This window comes from Marinobacter sp. SBS5, assembly GCF_048285575.1.
Taxonomy (GTDB): Bacteria; Pseudomonadota; Gammaproteobacteria; order Pseudomonadales; family Oleiphilaceae; genus Marinobacter.
Genome location: NZ_JBLWAZ010000004.1, coordinates 20,380 through 37,999 on the forward strand (window position 1 = coordinate 20,380; position 17,620 = coordinate 37,999).

15 protein-coding genes are annotated in these 17,620 nt (G+C 55.7%); 12 read left to right on the top strand and 3 right to left on the bottom strand.

Features of this window, described 5'->3' with window-relative positions; translation table 11 throughout:
- Positions 1–3: 3 nt before the first annotated feature.
- From ACNQ6O_RS11675 to pgi, 8 genes are all read left to right on the top strand, one after another.
- A complete protein-coding gene (locus ACNQ6O_RS11675; RefSeq protein ID WP_418053405.1) occupies positions 4–180 on the top strand; it encodes a hypothetical protein in 177 nt (58 codons plus the stop codon).
- Positions 170–3,130 carry an ATP-binding protein gene (locus ACNQ6O_RS11680; protein ID WP_418053406.1) on the top strand — a complete coding sequence of 987 codons (2,961 nt, stop codon included), beginning with the start codon at positions 170–172 and terminating at the stop codon, positions 3,128–3,130. Before ACNQ6O_RS11675 ends, ACNQ6O_RS11680 begins: the two co-directional genes overlap by 11 nt.
- Positions 3,131–3,137: 7 nt before the next feature.
- On the top strand, positions 3,138–4,532 hold the full coding sequence (locus tag ACNQ6O_RS11685) for a sigma-54-dependent transcriptional regulator (RefSeq protein WP_418053407.1): 1,395 nt from the start codon (positions 3,138–3,140) through the stop codon (positions 4,530–4,532).
- Positions 4,533–5,249: 717 nt separating this feature from the next.
- Entirely contained in the window at positions 5,250–6,620 is a 1,371-nt protein-coding gene (gene pcnB / locus ACNQ6O_RS11690; protein ID WP_418053408.1) for a polynucleotide adenylyltransferase PcnB, read from the top strand.
- On the top strand, positions 6,617–7,117 hold the full coding sequence (folK, locus tag ACNQ6O_RS11695; protein WP_418053409.1) for a 2-amino-4-hydroxy-6-hydroxymethyldihydropteridine diphosphokinase: 501 nt from the start codon (positions 6,617–6,619) through the stop codon (positions 7,115–7,117). Before pcnB ends, folK (ACNQ6O_RS11695) begins: the two co-directional genes overlap by 4 nt.
- Positions 7,118–7,241: 124 nt before the next feature.
- Positions 7,242–8,036: a 3-methyl-2-oxobutanoate hydroxymethyltransferase gene (panB, locus tag ACNQ6O_RS11700; RefSeq protein WP_418053410.1), complete on the top strand. Its 795-nt coding sequence runs from the start codon at positions 7,242–7,244 to the stop codon at positions 8,034–8,036.
- Positions 8,033–8,881: a pantoate--beta-alanine ligase gene (panC, locus tag ACNQ6O_RS11705; protein WP_418053411.1), complete on the top strand. Its 849-nt coding sequence runs from the start codon at positions 8,033–8,035 to the stop codon at positions 8,879–8,881. Before panB ends, panC begins: the two co-directional genes overlap by 4 nt.
- 54 nt (positions 8,882–8,935) lie before the next feature.
- Positions 8,936–10,597, top strand: coding sequence for a glucose-6-phosphate isomerase (pgi, locus tag ACNQ6O_RS11710; RefSeq protein ID WP_418053412.1), 1,662 nt, complete (start codon positions 8,936–8,938; stop codon positions 10,595–10,597).
- On the opposite strand, the gene folK (ACNQ6O_RS11715) is transcribed toward pgi, so the two are convergent.
- Both folK (ACNQ6O_RS11715) and folB read right to left on the bottom strand, forming a co-directional pair.
- Positions 10,580–11,095: a 2-amino-4-hydroxy-6-hydroxymethyldihydropteridine diphosphokinase gene (gene folK / locus ACNQ6O_RS11715; RefSeq protein ID WP_418053413.1), complete on the bottom strand. Its 516-nt coding sequence runs from the start codon at positions 11,093–11,095 to the stop codon at positions 10,580–10,582. The two genes, pgi and folK (ACNQ6O_RS11715), sit on opposite strands and share 18 nt — an antisense overlap.
- On the bottom strand, positions 11,095–11,451 hold the full coding sequence (gene folB, locus ACNQ6O_RS11720) for a dihydroneopterin aldolase (RefSeq protein ID WP_418053414.1): 357 nt from the start codon (positions 11,449–11,451) through the stop codon (positions 11,095–11,097). Before folB ends, folK (ACNQ6O_RS11715) begins: the two co-directional genes overlap by 1 nt.
- A gap of 144 nt (positions 11,452–11,595) precedes the next feature.
- On the opposite strand from folB, the gene plsY reads away from it, so the two are divergent.
- Positions 11,596–12,189, top strand: a complete 594-nt coding sequence (gene plsY / locus ACNQ6O_RS11725; RefSeq protein WP_418053415.1) for a glycerol-3-phosphate 1-O-acyltransferase PlsY — start codon at positions 11,596–11,598, stop codon at positions 12,187–12,189.
- A gap of 5 nt (positions 12,190–12,194) precedes the next feature.
- Here plsY and tsaD read toward each other — a convergent pair whose 3' ends face one another.
- Positions 12,195–13,250: a tRNA (adenosine(37)-N6)-threonylcarbamoyltransferase complex transferase subunit TsaD gene (tsaD, locus tag ACNQ6O_RS11730; RefSeq protein ID WP_418053416.1), complete on the bottom strand. Its 1,056-nt coding sequence runs from the start codon at positions 13,248–13,250 to the stop codon at positions 12,195–12,197.
- 234 nt (positions 13,251–13,484) lie between these two features.
- Between tsaD and rpsU the strand changes: the two genes are divergently transcribed.
- The 3 genes from rpsU (at position 13,485) to rpoD (ending at position 17,567) form a co-directional block, all read left to right on the top strand.
- Complete coding sequence (gene rpsU / locus ACNQ6O_RS11735) at positions 13,485–13,700, top strand: 30S ribosomal protein S21 (RefSeq protein WP_096278179.1); 216 nt, start codon at positions 13,485–13,487, stop codon at positions 13,698–13,700.
- A gap of 152 nt (positions 13,701–13,852) precedes the next feature.
- On the top strand, positions 13,853–15,607 hold the full coding sequence (dnaG, locus tag ACNQ6O_RS11740; protein ID WP_418053417.1) for a DNA primase: 1,755 nt from the start codon (positions 13,853–13,855) through the stop codon (positions 15,605–15,607).
- Positions 15,608–15,725: 118 nt separating this feature from the next.
- A complete protein-coding gene (rpoD, locus tag ACNQ6O_RS11745; protein WP_418053418.1) occupies positions 15,726–17,567 on the top strand; it encodes an RNA polymerase sigma factor RpoD in 1,842 nt (613 codons plus the stop codon).
- The last annotated feature ends 53 nt before the right edge of the window (positions 17,568–17,620 follow it).

Consider the following 17,620-nt stretch of genomic DNA (forward strand, 5'->3'; position numbering starts at 1 on the left):
CTGATGTATATCTACCGCCTGGTTTTTCTACTGGTGCTGGCCATTTATATTTTTTCACCAAACATCCTCGATTGGTGGACCGGCCCGGGTAATGCCTGGTACAGCCCGTTTATCTTCTGGAGCGGCCTGATTGCTATCGGTTTCTGGCTGGAATGGCGACGAGACCCCAATGAGTTTTAGCGCCCCGGGGCTGCTACTGGCCAGTCTTCTTTACCTGAGTCTTCTATTCGGCATTGCTTGGGCAACGGAGCGTGGTACGCTGCTGCGCCAATGGGTACGTCACCCTCTGATCTATACACTCAGCCTCGGGGTATATGCGGGCATCTGGGCCGTTTACGGCGCCATCGGATTTGCGGCTGAGTCTGGCTTTGGATACCTCGCTTATTATCTGGGTATCAGTGGCGCTTTTTTACTGGCTCCGGTGCTGCTTAATCCGGTTTTGCGTATCAGCCGGGCTTATCAGCTCACATCGCTGGCCGACCTATTCGCATACCGCTACCGAAGCCAATGGGCGGGAACTTTGGTCACACTTTGCTCTGCGGCGGCTATCATGGCCCTGCTTAGCATGCAGATTCAGGCGGTTTCGGTCTCCGCCAGCCTGCTTGCCCCCGACACCTCACCAAAATTCATCAGCACCCTCTTCTGCCTGATCGTGGTTCTATTCGCGGTGCTTTTCGGCGCTCGCCGGCATCAGACATCAGGTAATCATCAGGGCTTAGTGCTCGCCATAGCGTTCGACTCACTGGTGAAGCTGACGGCATTGCTGGTGCTTGGTGGTGTGATCTTGTTTGGCGTGTTTAATGGAAGCGCTGGGTTGGAAAGCTGGCTGGCCAATACATCACGCCTGGAAGCTCCGATGGCCATGAAGGTGAACGATGGCACCTGGCGGGCATTGCTATTGATGTCGTTTGCCGCCGCGCTGGTTTTGCCTCACATGTACCATATGACCTTCAGCGAAAGTCCGTCTCCGCGAGCGCTCGGAAAAGCCAGTTGGGGCCTTCCGCTTTATTTATTGCTGCTGGGACTACCGGTGCCGCTGATCGTGTGGGGCGGCCAAGAGCTCGGCGTAACAGGCTCTCCGGCGTTCTTCAGCATCGGCATTGCTCAGGCTCTGGAAAGCCCACTTCTGACGCTACTGATGTATATCGCAGGCCTTTCTGCGGCCAGCGGGCTCATGATCGTCAGCACACTGGCGCTGGCCGGCATGGTTCTCAACCATTTTGTACTGCCCTTAAAAACCCCCAAAGATCAGGGCGACATTTACCACTGGCTGCAATGGGTCAAGCGGCTGCTGATTGCTGCGATTCTGTTTCTGGCCCTGCTGTTTCACGAACTCATCGGCCAACGCCTCGACCTCGCCATGCTGGGCGCCATCTCGCTAACCGGCACGCTACAATTATTACCCGGTGTTCTAGGGGTTATTTACTGGCCAGAGGGCAATCGCCGAGGCTTGATCGCAGGATTGGTCACCGGGCTATCGCTCTGGGTTCTCACCCTGGTACTTCCTTTTTCCTACACGTTCGACTTGCCGTCCCTTATCGGCATGCCTGTCACCACAGGCTATGACAACTGGCATGTGGTGACCTTCATCAGCCTGACCGCCAACATTGCCATGTTTGCAGTGGTGTCTATCCTTAGCCCTGCCTCACCCGAAGAAGCCAGTGCCGCCCAAGCCTGCTCCATGGGCGCACTTTCACGCCCCCAGCGCCGCGAGCTGCTTGCCTCGTCATCCGCTGATTTCATTCATCAGCTTGCCGAACCTCTGGGCATGAACGTCGCCCGCCGTGAAGTGGGGCAAGCACTCTCGCAACTCAAGCTGCCACCCACGGAATTCCGCCCCTACCAATTACGGCGTCTACGGGACCAGATTGAAGCCAACCTGTCCGGCCTGCTGGGCCCCTCTGTGGCCAGAGACATGGTAAAACGGCATCTGGGGTTCAAACCCATGACCCACGGTGGCACAGGGCAGGACATCCGATACGTAGAAAGAGCTCTCGGCGACTATCAAAACCAACTGACAGGGCTGGCTGGCGAGCTGGATAACCTGCGTCGCCATTATCGACAAACCCTTCAGAACTTGCCGATTCCCGCCAGCTCTATCGGTGAAGATGGCGAAATCCTGATGTGGAACCATGCCATGGAGGCGCTCACCGGAATCTCCGCGGATGAAGTTGTCGGGGCCAAACTGGTGGCTCTCCCGGAGCATTGGCACGCACTGCTCGAGGACTTCAACCAAGGCAGCGAACCCCACCGCTACAAACACCGACTGGATTTGCGCGGCAAGCCACATTGGCTGAATTTGCACAAAGCAGCGTTGAATGGGCCCGATCACCCGGAAGGCGGCTCGATCATTCTCGTAGAAGACCAAACAGAAACACGGCTGCTTGAAGATGAATTGATGCACAGCGAACGTTTGGCGTCGGTGGGCCGTCTCGCGGCAGGGGTTGCACACGAAATTGGCAACCCGGTCACTGGCATTTCGTCTTTGGCTCAGAATCTCAAACTGGAAACGGACAACCCGGAGATTCTGGACACAGCCAACCAGATCCAACAGCAAACCCGGCGAATCTCGAACATTTTGCAATCGCTGATGAACTTCTCACGCACGGGCAACCACGCTCACGCCACACGTTACGAACCGGTTAACCTTCACCGGTGTATTGAAGAGTCCATCAACCTGCTCTCGCTGGGCGATAACAACAAAGGCATACAATACGAAAACGACTATCCGAAGGACCTTCAGATACTCGGCGACGAGCAGCGTTTGGTACAGGTGTTCGTCAATCTGCTGGCCAATGCTCGAGACGCCTCTCCGGAGGGCGGCACTATAAAGGTGACTGGCAAGCGCGATAGCTACTCCGCTATCATCGAGGTAATTGACGAAGGCTCAGGAATACCTCCGGACCAGCAAGATCATGTATTCGAACCCTTTTTTACCACCAAAGCATCCAACAAAGGCACAGGGCTTGGCCTCTCCCTTGTGTACAGCATTGTTGAAGAACACTATGGCAATATTCAGGTAGAGAGCCCCGCCCATACGACGAGCGGCAAAGGAACTTGCATGAGGCTACGCCTGCCAGCTTACGAACCCGACACAGATGCTGACAGTCGCCCGAACGAAAGGTCGTGAACGTACTATGCCCCGTATTCTGATTGTTGAAGACGAAGATATTATCCGGTCTGCAGTCCGCAAACTGCTCCAACATGCCGGCTACGAGGTTGCCGATGCAATCTCGGTAGAAGCAGCGGAAGAACTGGAACCCGATACGTTCGATCTGGTCATTACCGACCTGCGCTTACCCGGTGCCGCTGGCACGGAAATGATCAACCGGGCACCCAATACCCCGGTGCTGATCATGACCAGCTACGCCAGCCTGCGCTCTGCCGTAGACTCCATGAAAATGGGCGCGGTGGATTACATCGCCAAACCGTTTGATCATGATGAGATGTTGGCTGCGGTAGAAGGGATTCTGGCGCGAAAAGATGCACCACCCGCCAGCAGAGAAGAAGGTGTCGATTCAGAAACAGAAGCACCGGACCCGTCCAACATCATGTTTGGCCAGTGTGAACCCATGGAAAAAGTGTTCACACTCATTCGAAAAGTAGCGCCTACCCAAACGACCGTCTTGATCAACGGTGAGTCCGGTACAGGTAAAGAACTGGCCGCCCGAGCGCTGCACCTTCTGAGCCCCCGCGCATCCAAACCCCTGATTTCGGTAAACTGCGCCGCAATCCCGGAAAGCCTGATTGAATCCGAACTGTTCGGTCACGAAAAGGGCTCCTTTACCGGCGCTGTATCTGCGCGCACCGGTTTGATAGAAGCCGCTGAGGGCGGCAGTTTATTTCTCGATGAGATCGGAGAGCTGCCCGCAGAAGCTCAGGCTCGATTGCTCCGGGTGCTTCAGGAAAGCGAAATCCGCAAGGTAGGCGCCACCCAAAGCCGGAAGGTGGATGTGCGCATGATCGCCGCCACACACCGAAACCTCAAAGCCATGACCCGTACCGGCGAGTTTCGGGAAGACCTCTATTATCGGCTAAACGTGATGCAAATCCGGCTCCCGCCGCTGCGAGAGCGTCGCGCAGACATCCTTGGGTTGGCTGGCCGTTTTCTGAAACAACAAGCGCAGAAACTCGAACGGCCAGACCTGCACCTGAGCCCGGAAGCGATGCAAGCACTGCAGCGCTACCGCTGGCCGGGCAACGTTCGAGAATTAGAGAATGCCATTGAGCGCGCTTCCATCCTTGCGGACGGCGACACCATCACCCCATCCGTTCTGGACCTCGACAGCGACTCAGGCGACGAGTACATCCCGGAAACCCTGGTGGAAGGCAACAACGAGAGCACGCCTACCCGGGAAGCCGATTCCGCCAACGACTTGTCTTTGGAAGACTACTTCCAGCATTTCGTCATCGAGAACCAGGACCGCATGAGCGAAACCGAGCTGGCACAAAAACTGGGCATTAGCCGTAAATCCCTTTGGGAGCGCAGGCAGCGATTGGGAATTCCTCGCAAAAAAACCACTGGCAGCTAAAGACCTTTCGGTAACAAATGAACCCCCACTCATTTGTTACCGCGCGTTCCCCACGGTAACACTTCCCCTCAATCTTTTGTGACGCAGGTAACACTTCTTCGAAGTACGGGGTAACACTTATTTCTCAACAAATCGTAACTATCTGATAACAAACGAATTTAAAATATTGGCACGCCCTCTGCACTCTATACAGCGCACAACAACAAAAACAAAAGTGACAACGCAGCGCCAACAACAAAAACAAAAAGCTGCAAGAAAACGTCCGGTAACAAAAACAAAAATAGGACGTAAGCGAACTGAGTGTTTTGGGTGCTAGGTTTTTTTGTGGTCCCTCAGCATGCGCGAGTTGTAGATGTGGAGAAGAATCGTCTTGCAGACGACGCTACACCTGCCTTGATACCCGCTCCATGCTATTGACTACACCATGTATTCAAAGCTTTCCGCTTGCATAATATTGATGCCCGAACGTTGGGCACGCAGTGGGGCAAAACATTAAAAAGAATCCCGACACAAAACAAAAATAATTGCAGATCGTCGAAGCTTTCAGGGCGGATTCGTGAAAACGGATCCGCCTTTTGATTATTGGTCTTGACGAAAACTCTCCCCTCCAAATCAGACAAAAACCCATCATTTCCAGCCTAATATCACCCAAACATGTGCAATTCCTGCGCAAACCGTTAAAATCCACGTTTTTGCTCTGCGCAAACACGGAATTCCATGCCTAAAAGACTTGTAGATAAACTGCGTTCTTTCATGCCCGGCAACGGGAAAAAGAAAGCCAAACATTACCAGCGCCAAGAGATCCCGCGGGACCAGCACAATGTCTCTCGCTCGATGATCAGCGAACCGGCGAAGAAGGTACTTAACCGGCTGAACAAGTCCGGCTACGAAGCCTACTTGGTGGGTGGCGGCGTTCGGGACATCGTTCTGGGCGGCCGGCCCAAAGATTTCGACATCGCCACCAACGCAACGCCGGAAGAAGTGCACGATCTATTCCGTAACTCCCGTCTGATCGGTCGCCGCTTCCGTATCGTGCACGTCGTCTTTGGCCGCGAGATCATCGAGGTCACCACCTTCCGAGGTAACGCAGAAGCCTCAAACGAGGATCATTCTGACCACGAACACAAAACCAGCGAGCATGGCTTGCTGCTGCGCGATAACGTCTACGGCAACTTGGAAGACGATGCGCTGCGCCGTGATTTCACCATCAATGCTCTTTATTACTGCATTCGCGATTTCACCATTATCGATTTCGCAAACGGCATGCAGGATCTGGAGAACCGGCAAATCCGCCTGATTGGCGACCCAGCAACCCGATACCGTGAAGACCCGGTTCGCATGTTGCGCGCTATTCGCTTCGCGGCGAAGCTTGGTTTCGATATCGAACCAGAAACTGAAGCCCCCATTCGTGAGTTGGCTCCCCTTCTGGGCCATATTCCACCGGCCCGCCTGTTTGACGAAGTCCTGAAGCTGTTTTCAGCCGGTTACGGTGAAGCCACTTATGAGCTGCTGAAAGACTACGGCCTGCTGGAAATGCTGTTCCCGGAAACCGTACGCGCCCTTAACAACGGCGAGTCCGACGAACTGATCCGCCAGGCCTTACGCAATACCGATGCCCGCATTGCTCAAGGCAAGTCGGTCACCCCTTACTTCCTGTTTGCCGCCATGTTGTGGCCAGCACTCCAAGCAGAATGGCGCGTGCGCCAGGATAACGGCGACCCGGTTCAACCGGCTTTGCACGGTGCTATCGGCAAAGTGATTGGCCGCCAGGTTCAGGCTACGTCGATTCCCAAGCGCTTCTCCGGCCCGATGAAGGAAATCTGGGAACTCCAGATTCGGCTTCCCCGGCGTCAGGGCAAGCGGGCGTTCGCTACGCTTAGCCACCCCCGCTTCCGCGCCGCGTATGACTTCTTGCTCGTGCGTGAGTCTGCAGGCGAGCTCGAACCGGGCCTTGGCGCTTGGTGGACCGATTTCCAGAAGGCCGACGAACGGGGCCAAGAAAAAATGTTGTCTCAGGTTGGCGCAGCAGCCGGGCCTCGTAAGCGCGGCCGCAAACGCAGCCCGAATAAAAGGCCAGCGCAGTCGTGAGCGTGAGCGCATATGTAGGTTTGGGCAGCAACTTGCAAGACCCCGCTGCCCAGCTGGCTCGCGCCGTTATGGAACTGGCGCGTTTGCCACAGACAACCCTTCTGGCTCAGTCTCCTTTCTACGCCAGCCGGCCGGTCGGCCCTCAAGATCAGCCCGACTTCGTAAACGGCGCGGTGGAGTTGAGCACCAGCCTGCTCCCCCATCAGCTACTGGATCATCTGCAGGCCATCGAACAAGCTCATGGCCGGGAACGACTGAGACACTGGGGGCCACGCACGCTAGATCTGGATTTGCTGCTCTTCGGTGACGAAACCCTGAGCGATGAGCGGTTGACGGTTCCCCATACAGAGCTGGCAAACCGAGATTTTGCGCTTCAGCCACTGCTGGACCTGAACCCGGAACTGGCATTGCCGGATGGCCGCCGCGTCGATCAGCTGCGCGCCCAATGCCAGGACAATCAGCTACGCAAGCTGCCGCCAATGGCCGGATCAGACTAACCCACGGGCGGGGGCTCCATGCTACTCTTGTGCCTGACATACCTCGGCATTAATCTTATACTTCTCTGAACACCGGAAGACCCCGGTTCACTACTGGCCCATCCACCCAAAAGGCAAGGATCTTATGGCAGTTACCATTAATACCCTGCGGGAACTCAAGCAGAAAGGCGAAGCCTTCTCGGCGCTTACCTCCTACGACTCCACCTTTGCACAGGTGGTCAGCGAAGCAGGCGTGGATGTAATCCTGATTGGTGACTCTCTCGGCATGGTGCTGCAAGGCAACGACAGCACATTGCCCGTAACCATGGAACATATGATCTACCACACCAGCTGTGTGGCGAAGGGCAACCAAGGCTCGCTGATCATGGCTGACATGCCCTTCATGTCTTACGGCACGGTCGCCGATGCGCTGGATAACGCTGCCGAATTGATGCGTGCGGGCGCCCACATGGTCAAACTCGAAGGCACCGACTGGATGAGAGATACCATCGAAGCCTTGAGCGAACGGGGCGTGCCCGTGTGTGCACATTTAGGCCTGACACCACAGTTTGTTAACAAGTTTGGTGGATACAAGGTTCAGGGCCGCGATGACAAGGCCGCTGAAACCATGATTGAACACGCGTGCGAACTGGAAGCCGCCGGTGCAGACATCATCTTGCTGGAATGCGTTCCTGCCCCTCTTGCCGCGCGTATCACTCAGGCCGTTAAAGCCCCGGTTATTGGTATTGGCGCCGGCTCTGACACCGACGGCCAAGTGCTGGTACTGCACGACATGCTGGGCGTAACCCCGGGCCGAAAGCCCCGGTTCGTAAAGAACTTCCTGGCAGAAACCGCATCCATCCCGGAAGCCATCGCAGCCTATGCCAAGGCTGTTAAAGAACGCACTTTCCCCGCCGAGGAGCATACGTTCAAGGCATGAGAACCGTACATTCACTCAAAGAACTTCGCAGCATCCTGAGAGCCTACCGCCAACAGGACAAAACCATCGCGTTGGTGCCAACCATGGGCAACCTTCACGAAGGCCACATTTCCTTGGTGCGTAAAGCCTCGGAAGCGGCAGACATCGTTGTCACCAGCATTTTCGTGAACCCCATGCAGTTTGGTGCCAACGAAGATCTGGACTCGTACCCACGCACCCTCGCGGAAGACCAGGACAAGCTGGCTCCGGCCGGGAACACGCTGATTTTCGCACCGCCGGTTTCCGAGATTTATCCCGAAGGCCTCGCCAACCAAACCAAAGTGGTGGTACCTGAAGTCAGTGAAGGCCACTGCGGCGCAAGCCGACCGGGGCACTTTGAAGGCGTGGCAACGGTTGTCACTATGCTGTTCAATATGATTCAGCCCGACATCGCCTTTTTTGGCGAAAAAGATTTCCAACAGCTCGCGGTGATTCGCAAAATGACCCGTGATCTGATGATGCCTATCGAAATCATCGGTGCACCCACCGTTCGGGAAGACGACGGTTTAGCAAAGAGCTCTCGCAACGGGTACCTGTCGGACGAAGAACGAGCCATTGCGCCCGTCGTTTACAAAACGCTGACCCATGCCGCCGAGCAGCTAAAAGCGGGTAACAATGATTTCGCAGCGCTGGAACATGAAGCTCGCGACACCCTGTCTGAAGCTGGTTTACGTCCCGATTATTTCAATATTGTGAACAGCCTAACTCTGAAACCGGCCGCAGAAGCCGACACAGAGCTCACCTTGCTGGTAGCTGCTTTCCTGGGCACCACCCGGCTGATCGACAATCTATCTGTAACTCGTTAAATTCCGGACTCGCTGCCTCACTTCTGCGGGGCAGCGAACAGAAAGGACACTCTGATGCCACCCTCTTCGGCACCCCTGACTCAAAAGCCTGAATGGCAAGCACTGCTCCAGCAAAAAAGTCAGCTGGTGAATGTGGCTATGCGCGATCTGTTCCACACGGACCCACAACGTGCCGACCGATACCTGATCACAGGTGCCGGGCTGTCACTGGACTTCTCGCGCAACCGCCTGACCGATGAAACCCTGAGCGCACTGACCAATCTGGCAACCGCCTGCGGTCTGCCCCAGCGCATATCGGATTTGTTCACAGGCGCCACGGTGAACCTAACCGAAAACCGGCCTGCCCTTCACACTGCACTGCGCCAGCCTGCCGACTCTTCAGTGCTGGTAGACGGCCGCGATATCATCCCCGAGATTCACGCCACCCAGGCCCGGATGGAACAGCTTGATCGGGATATTCAGATCGGCACCCAAACAGGCCATACAGGCCGCGCCTTCACGGACATTGTCAGCATCGGTATCGGCGGTTCCTTTCTCGGCCCGAAACTGGCGGTTGAGGCACTCAAGCCCTACTGGCAGAGCAATCTGAAATGTCATTTTGTCGCCAACATCGATGGCACCGACATCGCCGAAACGCTGAAGCCTCTGAATCCTGAAACCACGCTATTCCTGGTGCAATCCAAATCGTTCCGCACCCAGGAAACCCTTGATAACAGCTTGGTAGCGCGAGAGTGGTTCCTTACTAACGGCGGTAACGAAAACGCAATCGCCAGCCACTTCATGGCCGTCACAGCCAATACCGATGAAGCGGTCCGCTTCGGCATTCACCCGGACAACATCTTCCCGATGTGGGATTGGGTCGGCGGGCGCTACTCGCTCTGGTCAGCCATTGGTTTGCCCATTGCCCTCATGGTCGGCATGGACAACTTCCGTGCACTGCTGGCCGGCGCACACGCCATGGACTGCCATTTCAAAGAAGCGCCAGCCGAGCAAAACCTGCCGGTCGTCATGGCACTATTGAGCATTTGGTACAACAATTTCTGGGGTGCCCAAAGCCATGCGGTGCTTCCCTACGACGAATACCTGAAACACCTGCCCGAGCACCTGCAGCAGCTGGACATGGAAAGCAACGGCAAGAAGGTGACCCAACGCGGCATTCCGGTGGATTACGAAACCGGCCCTATTCTCTGGGGAGGCGTTGGTGCGAACGGCCAGCACGCGTATTACCAGCTGATTCACCAAGGCACGCGACTGGTTCCGGCCGACTTTGTGATCCCGCTAACGTCCCACAATCAGGTGGCTGAGCACCACGCCGCCCTGTTTGCCAACTGCCTGAGCCAGGCCCGGGCCATGATGGCTGGAAAAACCGAAGCGGAAGCCGCTCAGGAGCTGGTGGACAGTGGTCTGGATGAAGCCTCCACCGCAGCACTGGCACGACACAAAGCGATTCCCGGCAACAAGCCCAGTAACATTCTGCTGATGGATAAGGTGACACCTGAAACGCTGGGAGCACTGGTGGCACTCTATGAGCACCGAACCTTCGTGCAAAGCGTCATCTGGGATGTGGACTGTTTTGACCAATGGGGCGTCGAACTCGGCAAGCAGATGGGCAATGAAATTCTGCCGCGCCTGATCGACAATGGAGAAGTCGGCAGCGCTGGGGATAGCGCAACCGATAATCTGGTCAGCCTGTTCCGTTCAGCCAATCGCCGTTGAAATCTGGCGTTCCTGCCATATGAAATCCACCGGCCAGAGCTTCTGGTCGGTGGCGTAATCCTGCCACAACTCCGAATAACTCTTCCGGTTAACAGGGTGTTTCGTCTCTGGAGCAATATCGGCCAGGGGCTTTAGTACAAACGCATTCTTCAGGATTTCACCGCGAGGTAACTCCACCCCGGCCACAACGCCTACTTCATCGCCGTACGTGAGAATATCCAAATCCAAAGTGCGCGGGCTGAATCGCGGGGCGTCCGGGCGGCGGCCAAAATCCAGCTCCATCTGCTTCAACCTCCGTGATAATTGGGCCACGGGTAACTCGGTATGAAAGCCCACTGCCAGATTCAAGAAGTTTGAACCGGAAAAACCAACCGGCTCACTCTCGTACACCGGCGACACTGACAACTCACCAAACGCAACCTGCAAGGCATCCAGAGCGAGCCCGACATGCCGGTAGCGCTCAACGTTGCTGCCTATGCCGAGAAGCACCCTCGCCATCAGCGTTGACCTCGTTCAATCCGCACGCCCACAGAGGTAGCCGCCGGAACAGCGCCGGGCTTGTTAATGGTAAGCCGCAGCCAGCTCACGCCAAAGTCCTGCTGCAACATAGTGGCAACGGCTTCCGCAGCGGTCTCGATCAATTGAGGCTGCAACGCCTGAAGGCATTGGCTTACCCGTTCACTCACGGCGGCATAATCGAGGGCATCGGCGACATCGTCACTCGCTGCCGGCACCCGGTTATCCCAAGCCATTTCAAGGTCCACCAGCAGCCGCTGGGTGATCTCCCGCTCCCAGTCATAAACACCAATAACGGTTTCTACCGCCAAACCTTCAACTAACACCACGTCTGCCAAACCAGACTCCCTAGGCTTACACTCTTGGCTGATTGAATATTAAACAGACAAGCGATACTGTGGCCGTTCGCCTGCTCGCCTGAATTTGGGCAGCTATTTTCTCACAGAATACCTGATGCCGTCTGCGCGCCTTGTGAAACACCTATGGAAACCGCTAACCAACCAATATTGATTGTGCTGCTCTGCTTTGGGGCTTATCTCGCCGGATCGGTGCTATTTGCCATTCCGGTTTGCCGGGCCTGGCGCCTTCCAGACCCCAGAGCTCAGGGTTCCGGCAATCCGGGGGCGACCAATGTTTATCGATCAGGCGGATGGCAACCTGCACTGACCACCCTCGCGCTCGATGCGTTGAAAGGCTGGTTACCGGTTTGGTTAGCCAGTCAGGCGGACATGTCAATCATGGTTCAGGCCATCGTCGCCTTGAGCGCCGTAACAGGCCACATGATTCCGATTTTTTTCCGGTTCAAAGGCGGGAAAGGTGTCGCCACAGCGCTCGGTGCCGGTTTAGCCCTTGCGCCGCTCACCACACTGCTCATGGCGGCTGTCTGGCTATTGGTGATTTGGCGTTCGCGGATTAGTGCACTGGCTTCGATCATTGCGATTGGCTCCGGCCCCATTATCAGTGCGATTCTGGAGCCAGACACATTACCGTTATTCGGCCTGCTTACGTTGCTTATCGTAGTTCGCCATCGCAATAATCTGATCCGGCTGGCCCAAGGCCGGGAAACAGGACTCTAACGCCCTCAGTCGACCAAGCCGTTGGTACGAGGCTCGTTCACTGACGGCAAAGTGTTCATCGGCCAACGCGGCACTGAAACAATACGCTCACCGTCTTTTTGCCCTACTCTCAAGCGCTGAGCACCGGCATACGCAATCATAGCGCCGTTGTCGGTGCAGAACTCAGGGCGAGCGTAGAACACCGAACCGCCCAATTTCGCGGTCATTTTCTCAAGCCCGGCGCGCAGGCGCTTGTTTGCACTCACACCACCGGCAATCACCAAGCGTTTGCAGCCCGTCTGCTCCAGCGCGCGCCGGCATTTGATGGTCAGGGTATCCACTACCGCAGCTTCAAATGCCAAAGCAATGTCTGCCTTTACCTGCTCATCAAACTCACCGGCATCTTTCGCCGCGTTAACGGTATTGAGGGTAAAGGTCTTCAGGCCACTAAAACTGAAATCCAAGCCCGGGCGATCCGTCATCGGGCGTGGGAAGCGGTAACGCCCTTCCCGGCCGTTTTCCGCCAAGGCGGCCACTCTGGGGCCACCCGGGTAATCCAGCCCCAGCATTTTAGCGGCCTTGTCGAACGCCTCGCCGGCCGCATCATCCACCGACTCACCCAGCATTTCGTATTCGCCAATGGCATCAACTCGCACTAGTTGGGTATGACCACCTGACACCAATAGGGCCACAAAAGGAAAAGCCGGAGGATTATCTTCCAGCATGGGTGCCAACAAATGCCCTTCCATGTGATGCACACCCAACACCGGAATCTCCAGCGCGTATCCCAAGGCATGGGCCACCGAGCCCCCTACCATCAACGCACCCACAAGACCGGGGCCCGCCGTGTAAGCAATTCCCTCTAGGTCGGTTCGGGTTTTACCGGCATCGGCCAACACCTGATCGCACAGAGGCAACAGCTTTCGAACATGATCCCGAGACGCTAGCTCTGGCACCACACCGCCATAGTCGGCATGTACCTCTACCTGGCTAAACAGGGCATGGGCCAGCAGGCCCTGCTCGTCGTCCAACAAGGCAACGCCAGTCTCATCGCAAGAAGTTTCAATACCAAGAATCAGCATAAATCGGGGCCGTGTCCGCGGGGTTGGAATGATTGGCAATGATTTTATCAGAAACCCGGCCGCCCCCGTCACTTTCGTTGAACAATGATTGACCTGAAGTGTCCCAGCCGTTATCATTGCCGCCCTTAATTATGCACTGGTCGAGTTATAACCAATCTGACCAGGGATCGAGCCGCGAGAATCTATTTCAGCGGAACAATTTGAAACCGAATCTATCAGGTAGGTGATTGTCGAATGCCAGCTGTTAAACTGAAAGAGAACGAACCGTTTGACGTAGCACTGCGTCGCTTCAAGCGTTCATGCGAAAAAGCCGGTGTACTTTCTGAAGTACGTCGTCGTGAGCACTACGAAAAGCCGACGGCTGTTCGTAAGCGCAAAGCTGCTGCTGCCGTTAAGCGTCATCTCAAGAAGCTTCAGCGTGAACAGCGTAAGTTCGAGCGTCTGTACTGAGTTCAGACCGCTTCGACAGCAAGACTGATTGCCGGAACGGCGTTTCGCCCTCTCTGGCAAACCGAAAATGCCGCCGAGGCCTGGCTTCGGCGGCATTTTTGGCTATGGTGAATAACGTTTGTATCCGGCGCCCCGGATGAAGTGGAGCCACCATGAGCGGACTGATCCCTCAACGCTTTGTTGAAGACCTTCTGGATCGAATTGATCTGGGAGAACTTATTGGATCACGCATCACTCTCAAAAAAGCTGGCGGTAATTACAAAGCCTGCTGCCCATTTCATGACGAGAAAACACCCTCGTTCAACGTTCGGCCGGACAAAGGCTTCTACCACTGCTTTGGCTGCGGCGCTCATGGCGATGCCATCAGCTTTATCCGCGAATTTGAAGGCCTTGGCTTTACAGAGGCGGTAGAAGAACTGGCGAAACGTGCCGGCATGGAAGTGCCGTACGACAAAGTCGCCAAACAAGAAATGCAGCAAGCCCGGACACTCACCGACGCGCTGGATTTCGCAGGAAAATTTTACCACTCGGCACTCACCAGCCAACAAGGTGCTTACGCACGGGATTACCTGAAACAACGCGGTCTGGACGATGACATCATCGCACGTTACCAGATTGGCTTTGCACCGGGTACCGGCACCGCCTTGTATGACGCAGCGCCGAGAGATCTAAAAAAGCCCTTGCTGGAAACCAAAACCGTTTCCGACAAGTACGGCAAACCAAGAGACTTGTTCCGCAACCGGGTGATGTTCCCGATCCGGAACACCCGCGGCAAAACCATCGCGTTTGGTGGCCGCACGCTGGGCGACGACAAAGCCAAGTACATCAACTCGCCGGAATCCGACGTATTCCATAAAAGCCGCGAGATATACGGCCTGCACGAAGCCCGGCAAGCCACACGCCAGCTGGACAAACTGCTGGTGGTAGAAGGCTACATGGACGTCATCGCATTGGCCCAGCACGGCATTAATTACGCCGTTGCGACTCTGGGCACCGCGACCAATCAAGACAGCTTGACCGCCCTGCTCCGGCAAGTGCGGCATATTGTTTTTTGCTTTGACGGCGATCAAGCGGGTTTCCGCGCCGCCGATCGAGCCATGGAAAACGCACTGGAACTGATCGCCGACGGCATGCATTTACAGTTTCTGATGCTGCCTCAGGGTGAAGACCCGGACACACTCGTCCGCAAGGAAGGCCCCGAAGCTTTCCAAAAACGAATTGAAGGCGCTACACCGCTCTCGCGTTTTTTGTTTGACCGCCAGAGCGATGGTCTGGACTTAGAACTTCCTGAACACCGGGGCGAACTGAGAGCCAGAGCGGAACAACTACTGAACAAAATGCCCCGCTGCACACTGCGGGATGCCATGTGGCATGAAATGCTGCGCTTATGCGGCGGCCGCAATCAGTGGCAAAGCCGCCAACAGAACGGCAAAAACTACAAAGCAAAAGGCTGGCGCGGAGAACGCCAGCACCGCCCAACAGAAGAAAGGGTGGACGTAAAGCTCAGCAAAGACAGCACATTATGCCTTGCCTTGCTGGAAGCGCCGGAGCTGGCCACGGAAATTAAGGCACAAGCCGACAACACCCGGCAACTGGACCAAGCGGGGCGATTTTCCCGCTGGCTTCTGGACAAAAACATTCAAACCCGCAAAGCACTGATTGCGGAATTAGCAACAGACAAGCAGGCCCGCGACAGGTTCTACAACCTGTTCGACGGACTGGAGCATATCCCGGCACGGGAAAGCACACTGGCAGCAGCCAGAGAGCTATTAAGCCCGAACGAAGAAGCCGCGCGCCAGCAAAGACTGGCAACACTGCTCCGGAACCTGGCCAAGCTCACCCCGGAACAACGGGAAGAGCTACGAACGCTCAGCGCGGGTACGCTAAACCCGAAAGCTGAGCATTGAGCACTTGAAACTAATGCCATTGATCACCATCTAACCGTTCATTGGCAGACCAGATAAGCGACAGCTATAATGGCTGTTTAACTTTTTTCCTCTTTAAAAGCGAGTTCACAGGGTGTCTATGTCAGGCAATTCGCAGAAATCACGTTTAAAAGACCTCATCGCTCGAGGCAAGGAACAAGGTTACCTGACTTACGCCGAGGTAAACGACCACCTGCCGGAAGACATTGCAGATCCGGATCAGGTTGAAGATATTATCCGGATGATCAACGACATGGGTATCCAGGTGTGCGAAGAAACACCCGATGCCGATACCCTGTTGATGACCGAAGGTGACTCCACTGCCGACGAAGCCGCCGCCGCTGAAGCCGCTGCCGCTCTGGCTGCCGTAGAAACCGACGCCGGCCGCACCACCGACCCCGTTCGCATGTACATGCGCGAAATGGGTACCGTCGAGCTGCTGACCCGTGAAGGCGAGATCGTTATCGCCAAGCGGATCGAAGAAGGCATTCGTGACGTTATGGCCGCTGTTGCCCACTTCCCGGGTACCGCTGGCACCGTTATTCAGGCCTACGACCGCATCATCGAAAACGAAGGCCGCATCAGCGACATCGTCACTGGCTTCCTGGACCCTGACGACGCAGAACCGTTTATGGGCGAAGAAGTCGTCGAAGAAACCACGGCTGAAAGCAACGAAGCTGAAGACGAGGACGACGGTGAAGAAGAGGAAAAGGAAAGCGGCCCGGATCCCGAGGAGACTCGCCTGCGCTTTGAGCTTCTGAAAGAAAAACTGGAAGCAGCTAACGAAGCACTGGCTAAGCATGGCCGCAGCCACAAGAAAACCCAAGAAGCGTTGAATGAGCTGGGCGCCGTGTTTGCGCCGTTCAAGCTGGGCAACAAAGCATTCGATGAGCTGGTTAACGTTGTTCGCTCCACCAACGATATGGTGCGTGAGAACGAACGTACGATCATGCAAATCTGCATCCGCGAATGCAAAATGCCGCGCAAAGACTTCATCAAAGAGTTCCCGGGCAACGAAGTAAACCTGGACTGGGCTCCGAAGATTGCCAAGAGCAAAAAGCCTTACGCAGCAGCCATCGCTGAGCGTCTGGACGAAATCGTTCGTCTACAGAAGCGCATCCACAACGTACAAGCGGAAGTGGACTTGGACGTTGTCGATATCAAAGAGATCAACCGTCGCGTTTCGATCGGTGAAGCGAAAGCCCGCCGCGCCAAGAAAGAAATGGTTGAAGCGAACTTGCGTCTGGTTATCTCCATCGCCAAGAAATACACCAACCGTGGCTTGCAGTTCCTGGACCTGATCCAGGAAGGCAACATCGGTCTGATGAAAGCGGTCGACAAGTTCGAATACCGTCGCGGCTACAAGTTCTCGACCTACGCCACTTGGTGGATTCGTCAGGCCATCACCCGCTCTATCGCGGACCAGGCTCGCACCATCCGTATTCCGGTGCACATGATCGAGACCATCAACAAGCTCAACCGTATTTCCCGCCAGATGCTGCAGGAAATGGGCCGCGAGCCCACGCCGGAAGAGCTTGGCGAGCGCATGGAAATGCCCGAAGAGAAAATCCGCAAGGTATTGAAGATCGCCAAAGAGCCGATCTCCATGGAAACACCGATCGGGGATGATGAAGACAGCCATCTGGGCGATTTCATCGAAGACATTCAGGCCCTGTCGCCGGTGGATTCCGCCACTGCTGAAGGCCTGCGTGAAGCTACTCGCTCTGTGCTATCCGGCCTGACGGCTCGTGAATCTAAAGTACTGCGCATGCGTTTCGGTATCGAAATGAACACCGACCACACCCTAGAGGAAGTTGGTAAACAGTTCGATGTAACCCGTGAACGTATCCGACAGATCGAAGCCAAGGCTCTGCGCAAACTGCGCCATCCTTCCCGCTCCGATCACCTACGCGGCTTTATTGACGACCAAGGCAACGTATAAAACCGAAAACACAGTAGCGGGCGCCAACCCTCGCGGGTATAATGGCGCCCGCT

Excerpts from the sequence above, each read along its gene's own strand:
- ACNQ6O_RS11680 (WP_418053406.1), top strand. The coding sequence starts at position 170 with ATGAGTTTTAGCGCCCCGGGGCTGCTACTGGCCAGTCTTCTTTACCTG.
- pcnB (WP_418053408.1), top strand. The coding sequence starts at position 5,250 with ATGCCTAAAAGACTTGTAGATAAACTGCGTTCTTTCATGCCCGGCAAC.
- pgi (WP_418053412.1), top strand. The coding sequence starts at position 8,936 with ATGCCACCCTCTTCGGCACCCCTGACTCAAAAGCCTGAATGGCAAGCA.
- tsaD (WP_418053416.1), bottom strand. The coding sequence starts at position 13,250 with ATGCTGATTCTTGGTATTGAAACTTCTTGCGATGAGACTGGCGTTGCC.
- ACNQ6O_RS11675 (WP_418053405.1), top strand. The coding sequence starts at position 4 with ATGTATATCTACCGCCTGGTTTTTCTACTGGTGCTGGCCATTTATATT.
- folK (WP_418053413.1), bottom strand. The coding sequence starts at position 11,095 with ATGGCGAGGGTGCTTCTCGGCATAGGCAGCAACGTTGAGCGCTACCGG.
- plsY (WP_418053415.1), top strand. The coding sequence starts at position 11,596 with ATGGAAACCGCTAACCAACCAATATTGATTGTGCTGCTCTGCTTTGGG.
- dnaG (WP_418053417.1), top strand. The coding sequence starts at position 13,853 with ATGAGCGGACTGATCCCTCAACGCTTTGTTGAAGACCTTCTGGATCGA.
- ACNQ6O_RS11685 (WP_418053407.1), top strand. The coding sequence starts at position 3,138 with ATGCCCCGTATTCTGATTGTTGAAGACGAAGATATTATCCGGTCTGCA.
- panC (WP_418053411.1), top strand. The coding sequence starts at position 8,033 with ATGAGAACCGTACATTCACTCAAAGAACTTCGCAGCATCCTGAGAGCC.
- rpsU (WP_096278179.1), top strand. The coding sequence starts at position 13,485 with ATGCCAGCTGTTAAACTGAAAGAGAACGAACCGTTTGACGTAGCACTG.
- rpoD (WP_418053418.1), top strand. The coding sequence starts at position 15,726 with ATGTCAGGCAATTCGCAGAAATCACGTTTAAAAGACCTCATCGCTCGA.
- panB (WP_418053410.1), top strand. The coding sequence starts at position 7,242 with ATGGCAGTTACCATTAATACCCTGCGGGAACTCAAGCAGAAAGGCGAA.